5 protein-coding genes and 1 pseudogene are annotated in these 6954 nt (G+C 39.5%); all 6 read right to left on the bottom strand.

From position 1 onward, the window contains the following. Positions 1 to 433 precede the first annotated feature (433 nt). The gene (locus BLS65_RS16800) at positions 434 to 2110 is read right to left on the bottom strand and encodes an Lcl domain-containing protein (RefSeq protein WP_125869930.1); all 1677 of its coding nucleotides are present in this window, start codon (positions 2108 to 2110) and stop codon (positions 434 to 436) included. Positions 2111 to 2114: 4 nt separating this feature from the next. Continuing rightward, a complete protein-coding gene (locus BLS65_RS16795) occupies positions 2115 to 2594 on the bottom strand; it encodes a T9SS type A sorting domain-containing protein (RefSeq protein WP_092440967.1) in 480 nt (159 codons plus the stop codon). A 21-nt stretch (positions 2595 to 2615) separates the two neighbouring features. Further along, positions 2616 to 2759: a hypothetical protein gene (locus tag BLS65_RS18485; RefSeq protein ID WP_170830183.1), complete on the bottom strand. Its 144-nt coding sequence runs from the start codon at positions 2757 to 2759 to the stop codon at positions 2616 to 2618. Further along, on the bottom strand, positions 2759 to 5212 hold the full coding sequence (locus BLS65_RS16790; protein ID WP_170830182.1) for a T9SS type A sorting domain-containing protein: 2454 nt from the start codon (positions 5210 to 5212) through the stop codon (positions 2759 to 2761). Before BLS65_RS16790 ends, BLS65_RS18485 begins: the two co-directional genes overlap by 1 nt. A 193-nt stretch (positions 5213 to 5405) precedes the next feature. Further along, positions 5406 to 6458 (bottom strand): hypothetical protein, encoded by a 1053-nt coding sequence (locus BLS65_RS16785; protein ID WP_092440965.1) that lies wholly within the window; start codon positions 6456 to 6458, stop codon positions 5406 to 5408. Between the two features lie 179 nt (positions 6459 to 6637). Next, a pseudogene (locus tag BLS65_RS18480) lies at positions 6638 to 6954 on the bottom strand (transposase); the annotation flags it as partial.

The raw sequence follows: 6954 nt of genomic DNA, 5'->3' as shown, positions 1-6954 counted from the left end.
GAAGTTCATTTTCCGCTTCATGGTAGTGCCGGCCAAGTGGATAATGCGGGGACGACAGCGCATCCTAAAGCTCTTTTCGGCCAAGAAATACCACCTGCTGCTGGAGTGAAGCGGCCACGCTGCTGTGCCCAATGGGAAAGGTATGCCCGCGCCTCAATAGCTAGTAATTGAATACCTGATACTTATGTTTTGTTACGGTTTTTATTGTTGCAGGCTTCCAAAAAAGGAAGTTGCAAACCATAGGGGGAGCGAAAAACGGAAGAAGTGACGCAAAGAAGGGCTATGTCGAACCAAAAAAATGGCAAAATATCCACCAAGCAAACCTAAATACGCTAAGATTTAAAACCTAGCAATTGACCTGCGGATTTAAGGTATTAATAAAAGAGGGTGTCTGAAACTATCAGACACCCTCTTTTGTATTTTTACTTATTGTTTAAAATGCTCTAGCAGCACGAATATAGTAGCCATTACTCTTGGTGGAATACCCTTTTGAATTAGTGGAAAAGAGTATTTTCCATCCGTTTGATGCATCTTTTTCAGTTGAACTCCAGTAGTTCACTAAGCCAAATCCTCCTATATTTTGGGCTCTAAGGTTTGTATACATCAATTGTAACTCATCAATTGATGGTAAAAACCAATCATCGTAAGTTGCTTCCACTAAGTTAGCACATATGTCAGCTGCGGTTCCCGCAGTGGTGCAACCATTTTCAATATCAATTGTATTCTGATTGCCTGCACCTACAACTGTGCCATCAGCCCCACTAATTTCTGTTGCATTACAACCCCATGGAGCTCCAATGGATTGATCTGCGGTTGCTGCTACTAGACCATGCATTCCTGATGCATCCAAGTAAAAGATAAACCCTCCTGCCCATGGTAGTCCTAGCCCTAGCAGTTGGAATGTCATGTCTTCTCCATATGATACCCCAAGCGCATTTTGAGTCTTAACCCTGAAGTGATATGCTGTGCCTGGAGTTAGGCTTGTTAAGTTTATGCTAACGTTAGTTGCAGAACCACTAGAAACTGGGCTTTGAACTGCCGTAATTGAATTTCCGTAACTGATAGTTGTGCCATATTCAAAGGTAACAATAGTAGGAAGATTGTTTGCATTCACTGATGCATTAAGTATGGCTGTAACTGGAGAAGTTGCTGTATTAAATGTTGCTGCTTTTGTTACTGAAGGTGGTATTTGAATCGCGTTTTTCCATACTGGATTTCCTGAGGCTCCCATTGTTAAAACTTGTCCTTCTGTTCCTTTTGGTATTGACGTCCAGTTGGTTCCAGTATAATATAACATATCACCAGAAGTTGGCGAAGTAAGTGTAACATCATCTGTTTTATCTGTATCCCAATTTGTAAAGGTTACACTATTGCCACCTGTTCCTGAAATGCTTAGTTGATTAGTGTTTAGTGTTAATGTCTGTATCTCATTGGTAACCGAGCCATCTACCTCTGCTGTTATAAAATCGGGTGTCCAGTTCTCCCATTTGGCTGCTGCAGAGTTGTATTTGAGCATCTGGTTGTTAGCTGGACTCGCGATATTAAATGGATTATTTGTTACATCTCCCCATGCAGGTACATAGGCAATAGGCTTATACAGTGCAGTATGATTGCCCCAGCTATATGCTGCATTCCAATTTTGCATATCTGCGGAAGTTAATGCATTTGCTGGATGAGAGCTAAAAAAGGGATCTGTTTCAGTGTAGCTATCTGCTTTTTTTGCATGCAAAGCAAAGGGCACACTTAGTAGTTGGCTAACTCCTGTAATGCTATAGCTGTTTCCTCCTGCTGGATCAATTTCAGTTTTGATAAAGTAGGTTCCAACCGACCAGTTGATTGAGCTAAATGCTCCTGAAACTACCGTACCACTACCAATTTCTATTGTTACTAGTCCGTTTGTATTAGTTGTTGGAGTTTGGGTTTCAGCGTATACTTCTGTTCCCGAATCGGAATTTTGTAGAATGCTTATTCGCATTCCAACAGCTTTGCTAACCACTAACTGGTTACTGCTGTTTCTGACTACAGCCTGATAGCTCATTTTTTCAGGTGCTTGAGCAAAAACACCTGTAGTTATTATTAATGAAATTAAAACTGCGTAAATTTTTCTCATAAGTTTAGTTCTTTATGATTTTGAATGTTTTAACCTCTTTTGCTCCATCGGATACTTTCAAGAAGTATATTGCTGGAGTAAGGCTTCCCATTGAAATGTTAGTTTCGCTCCCTTCAACTTTCTTTGACTCTAAAAGTTTACCAGTAATATCGAACAGCTGGTAAGTCAAATTTAAATTTTCGTTGGTTTCAATTCTTAAAGTCAGCTTATCTGTAGTAGGATTTGGATAAGTTGAGCACGAAAGGTTGATTTTATTATCACCTATTCCCGATACAACAGATATTTCGTAAGGTTGCTGAACTCCTTGTGCTACTGATCCACTCGTTCCGGTATTGGTTGTGTATATTACCTGGCCAACAGTGTAACTCGCCGAACCTCCAACCCCAGTGGCATTTCCTCCTGTGGTAGGAATAGCATCTTGCGCCTTTAGTCCATTTAAGCCTATCAAGAGCAATCCGGTTATTGTAAGTATTGTGTGTTTCATGGAAATTTGGAATAGTTATTATTAGCTGGGGTCAATCCCAGTACCTGTACTGCTTTGTATGCGACCTAATCCAAAGAAGCCAATTTCTTTCCCTGAGAGTAACTTAGGCTTACTCCAAACTTTCTTTGATGGCTCCTTTATTTCAATCTTCTTGCTGTTTGCCATTATTGTAGTAGTATTTTTTGCGATTTAACCATTTCATTGGAAACTACTCTTACGATGTATATTCCTGTTTTCAAATTACTCGAAATTACTTCGCTATCGGTTGTTGAAGTCCCTATATATACTTGACGACCACTCATGTCGGTCACAGATATTTGCGAGTTTGGTTTACAATTATCTATATGAATCTGCCTATTGTAGGCGTATATTAAAATACTATAAGTGTCATTTGTTGAGATTCCTGTTGTATTTGCCGTTACCATTACTGGTCCCGCAACTGCATAGCAACCGGTATAGTCTACAGTACCTTTAATATAGTAATTTCCTGCTTCTGCCATTTCTGGTGTATTGTAGGGTAATGTTGCCAAACCATCTTTCCAGTATGTGTAAGTTAATCCTGCAGTTGAGCCCCATGTTATTTCTGGTGCCGTAATATCAGTTGTTGCTGGATTACTTGTAATTATTGTAGGTGTCGGATTTACTATTACCTTAATTGGACTTGAGGTTGACGAACAACCTGTTGGTGCAGTTCCTATTAAGTAGTACACACCACTTGATGCTGTTTTTGGAGTGCTATAAGCAACTGTCGCTTCTTTGTCCGACCAATAAGTGAATGTTAGGTCTGGCGTAGATCCTGTTGTTATTGCATCCGATGTTATGTCTACCGTGTTAGGAGCGCAAACTGAAGCCGGTATACCTACTGTAACTATAGGTAGTGAGTTAATGATTACCTCTATTGGTTCAGAAATAGTATAGCTACCATTTGTTGCAGTTCCCTTTATATAGTATATGCCACTTTTTGCTTTTGTGTGAGTTGTGTAGGCATTAGTCGCTTTTGCATCAATCCAATAGGTGTATACTAAACCATTGTCAGTTCCTTCTCTAATTGATGCTGTTGCTAGATTGACTGTTTCGGGTTCACAAACCGATATGGTTGATTTGGTTATTAGTCTAGGTTTTGGAAGGTACAATAGTGCGAATCGAGAGCCTAAAGAGTCTTTTACAATTTCTGAAGTAAAGGTGTATTCTGGGTAAATATCTAAATCTTGTCTCACATTTAGCAATTTGTCCTCAAGGAACATATTGTGCAAACCAGCATTTTCATTAAAGTTTGCTACGAATCTATAGGTTCCAGCTTTTCCTATGTTTAGTCCAACAAGTATTGTGTCTGGTTGTAAAATTGGCTTAACCGCCTGTATTACTAAGCTGTATTTTTCTGGCGAAAGTGTGTATAGCTCAGCAATGTTTGGTTCACTTAAAAATAGTTTCTTTGAATCACATGACTCGAAGTTGTCTTGTGCATCATTTGATTGAACAATCACGGCCTCATCTCTATTTTTGCCTGAGTAGAGGTAAAGTCTAAAAATATTCTTGTTTTGCTGTGCTTGAGCCCTTATAAATTTTGCAGAGCCCCAGTTGTGAGTCCTGTCTGTATTGTGAATAGTTACATCGCCTGTTTGACCTACAGTAGTTACCTCGATCCAAAACGATTGCATGGGTGGTATGTTACCATCAACAGCAGTTCCATTATTTCCTGTACCCACTCCCGAAGTAGCATTATAAGTGTCTACAAGCATTTCACCACTATTGTTAGAACTTCTATACCAAACTGTATTGGTTAGGTTTGTCTTAGAAATATTTGCCCAATTGATTACTGCAGGGTATGGATTACCTAGTAGATATTTCTGTGTGGCTATTGCTCGAGGAATCTCGTTTTTTGTATACGAACTTTCAGTGTTTGGCTGTCCTGTAAAGCTAAAGATGTTATTTGATGCCGAACGAAGGATATAGCCTTTTGCATTGGTGAGTGCAACATCGTTTGCAGATACTTTAACATACATCCTTGTTGCCTCATTCTGATACCAAAGAAAATTCATTCCGCCAGCAACGTCAAACAAGGTAGATGTTGCGTTGCTAATAGGCGACGAAAAGTATAGACTTCTTCCTGTGCTGGCTGTTGCGCTACCGGTGGAGGTATATGATAATTCCATGGTAATGTCCCCACTAACGGTGCTCTCATTAATAAAAGTAGCCGTTTGTGGTTTAAATGGAGTAGCTGTCGATTTTAATATCAATGGGCTTGCAAATGTACACGCGCCGTAAGCGGTTACCCCTTTTCCTGCTTCAACTTTCGTAGTTGAGCCACTATTTATTGTTAACTTCTCAAAATCGAAAACGTTTGCACTACCACCTATTGTTTGGTCAGTTCCGTTAAAAATAACTTCTCCATCCGTATCTGGTGATTCAATAACGTTGCCCGTTCCATTGTTGGTCCAGTTTCCTGAAACAGTAATTACCCCATTGATTGCAACAGTGCCAGCCGCTTCGTTCTGATAGCTTCCGCTTATCACAAGATGTCCGCCAGACACATTTATTTTACCGCTGTTGCGAAGAATCTGCGCATTTGCAGATAGTGCTAACAATGACAATAAGAGAAGTAGTATATTTTTATTCATAACTATTACGTTTCTCATTTCTCACTCACAGGATTGATTGTTAAATCCATTCCTCCAGTTTTATTTATTACTTTGAGGCACTCGTTTCATAGATAATTGCTCACCTTGCTTTTCTCTAAACCGCAGGTTCACCATTTTGTTTGTTGCGCAATTAACTTCTGCTTTAGTAAGCAGCTATTTTAAATGCAAATTTTTAATTCCCGCCAATTATTAGCCAGTTGCTTCCATCGCTAATAACTGTTACGTATTTGTATTGTGCACTTAATGTGTAAGTTGCTGCTCCATCAATAGTTTGACTATTGGTTGTTGCCACTATTACATTACCAGTTGAGGTATTTTTAATTGTATAGTTTCTACCAGCAATTGTTGTTGCTGTTGGAAGTGTAATAGTACCAGATGCAATTATGTTAATGCAATTATCTGTTGCACTAGCAGTGTATGGAGTAGTTCTGGCTTTGAATCCGGTTGCAATAGAACCATTGATATGCAGTGTTGAATGTGGGCCTGTTGTTCCTATTCCAATCAAGTTGGTTGTTGCATCTCCCACCCTTACAAATGATTTGTTTGAAGATAAAGGAGATGTTCCGCTACCAAAAAGAATTCCGTTTGTTGCAAACGTTGTGACTCCAGTGCCACCTTCGCTTACCGCGACTGTTGCTAAGGAAATTGTTGGAGTTGCTCCCCCGCTGTATGTGAGCGGGGAGTTTACATTAATTGTTCTTACCCCGCCTACCGATAACCATTCATCTCCATTGTAGAAGTAGAAGCCTGTAGTATTGTCGATTTGATAAATAAGTAAACCTGATACAGGGTTTTTAATTGCGAGTTTTTCTTCTTCGTACATGCGGGGAACTAAAACTCCACCAGTACTGCTTTGTATGTCTAACGCTGCAGAAGTGCTGCCATTGCTACCTCCAACTACTACTCGGTTAGGAAAGTAAATGTTCTCACCATTATTTACCCATTGGCTACCCAACTTGTACCACGTACCTCCATCCCAGTAATAAAACGATTCATTGGTAGTTTGGTAAATTAATAGTCCACTAGATGGGTTGGTAATAGCGTCCCGTTCCGCTTCAGTCATTCGTGGTATTAATAGCCCTTTACTTGTGCTTGTAATATCTAGCATGGCCGAACCATGTGGCCCATCACCGGTTGTGTTTATTGCCACTTGAGCGTTAACTTGATTGCTCAGTGTTAGTATTAGTGCAACTATTGCTACGGAGAAGGAGATATTTCTTTTCATAATCTTATCTATTTACTGTTTAGTTATTAATCTACATCAATTTGTTAATTGTCGTTGGTGTTCTACGCCAATACTTATGGTGATGTTACAAAATTGTTTTAGTTGTCGCTCAATTAAGTCGCAAAGATACAACATTATACAATTATTAATCATATCTATTACCAATAGTTCGGTAAGATTTATGCCGCAATTTTACCGTAATCCAACAAATCATTGACGATTTTTTTATTTTTTGCGGTGTTTGGGTTTATTGCAAACATACACATAAATCGTTCCAGTAGCAACGCGTTGTTATATAGAGTTTTGTAATTAGCCATTGAGAACGTTTTTTGGAGGTTATCCTTGTTTGAGAGCCAGTCTTGCTTGGCGATATTTACCGCTGTTAGAGCCGCGTTAAAGTGGAAATCGAGCTTATTCTTGCTCCTAGCCTGACAGGTGGTAAGCCCGGTGAACTGCTTGGCATCTCGGTAGAGGAATTCTATTTGAAATCGGGACC

It is taken from the genome of Williamwhitmania taraxaci, assembly GCF_900096565.1.
GTDB classification, from domain to species: Bacteria; Bacteroidota; Bacteroidia; order Bacteroidales; family Williamwhitmaniaceae; genus Williamwhitmania; species Williamwhitmania taraxaci.
The sequence above is the reverse complement of the archived record's forward strand: the minus strand, read 5'-3'. Positions and strand labels throughout refer to the sequence as shown.

Excerpts from the sequence above, each read along its gene's own strand:
- BLS65_RS16800 (WP_125869930.1), bottom strand. The coding sequence starts at position 2,110 with ATGAGAAAAATTTACGCAGTTTTAATTTCATTAATAATAACTACAGGT.
- BLS65_RS16795 (WP_092440967.1), bottom strand. The coding sequence starts at position 2,594 with ATGAAACACACAATACTTACAATAACCGGATTGCTCTTGATAGGCTTA.
- BLS65_RS18485 (WP_170830183.1), bottom strand. The coding sequence starts at position 2,759 with ATGGCAAACAGCAAGAAGATTGAAATAAAGGAGCCATCAAAGAAAGTT.
- BLS65_RS16790 (WP_170830182.1), bottom strand. The coding sequence starts at position 5,212 with ATGAATAAAAATATACTACTTCTCTTATTGTCATTGTTAGCACTATCT.
- BLS65_RS16785 (WP_092440965.1), bottom strand. The coding sequence starts at position 6,458 with ATGAAAAGAAATATCTCCTTCTCCGTAGCAATAGTTGCACTAATACTA.